Source organism: Streptomyces doebereineriae (genome assembly GCF_031845645.1).
Taxonomy (GTDB): domain Bacteria; phylum Actinomycetota; class Actinomycetes; order Streptomycetales; family Streptomycetaceae; genus Streptomyces; species Streptomyces canus.
On sequence record NZ_JAVREZ010000127.1, the window covers coordinates 1 to 492 of the forward strand.

General features: G+C 70.9%; 1 protein-coding gene. It reads right to left on the minus strand.

Translation table 11 applies throughout. The annotated features are described in order from the left end of the window. Window positions 1-481, minus strand: a 481-nt coding sequence (locus tag RNB18_RS51045; protein ID WP_311720929.1) for an MFS transporter, incomplete at its 3' end; no start/stop codon positions are given. Window positions 482-492: the final 11 nt, after the last annotated feature.

Consider the following 492-nt stretch of genomic DNA (forward strand, 5'->3'; position numbering starts at 1 on the left):
TCATGGTCGTGGAGCAGGCCACGAGGGGGCGGAGCACGGGATGGTCCAGTACGTAGACGATTCCCTGGCGGATCGACCGGTCGAGGCGCTCGCGCGGCCCCCGGACTGCCTTCTCCGGTGGGCCGTCTATCCGGGCGACAGCGAGGGCGGACGCGACGTAGGAGACGCACGACACCACGATCGCCAGCGGCGCTGTGACGGCCTGGACGATCATGCCCGCCATGCCCGGTCCCGCCACCGAAGCCGTCTGGTCGACGGCGACGAGACGGGCGTTGGCCCTGACCAGTCCGTCCCGTCCGACCAGGTGCGGCAGGTAACTCTGTTCGGCGACGTCGAAGAAGACGGTGGCCAGGCCCACGACGAACGCGGCCGCGCAGAGGTGGACGACCGAGAGGAGGTCGAGCATCCACAGCACGGGCACCGGGGCCAGAGCCGCCGCCCGGACGAGGTCGGCCACGATCATGACGGGACGCCTGCGCATCCGGTCCACCC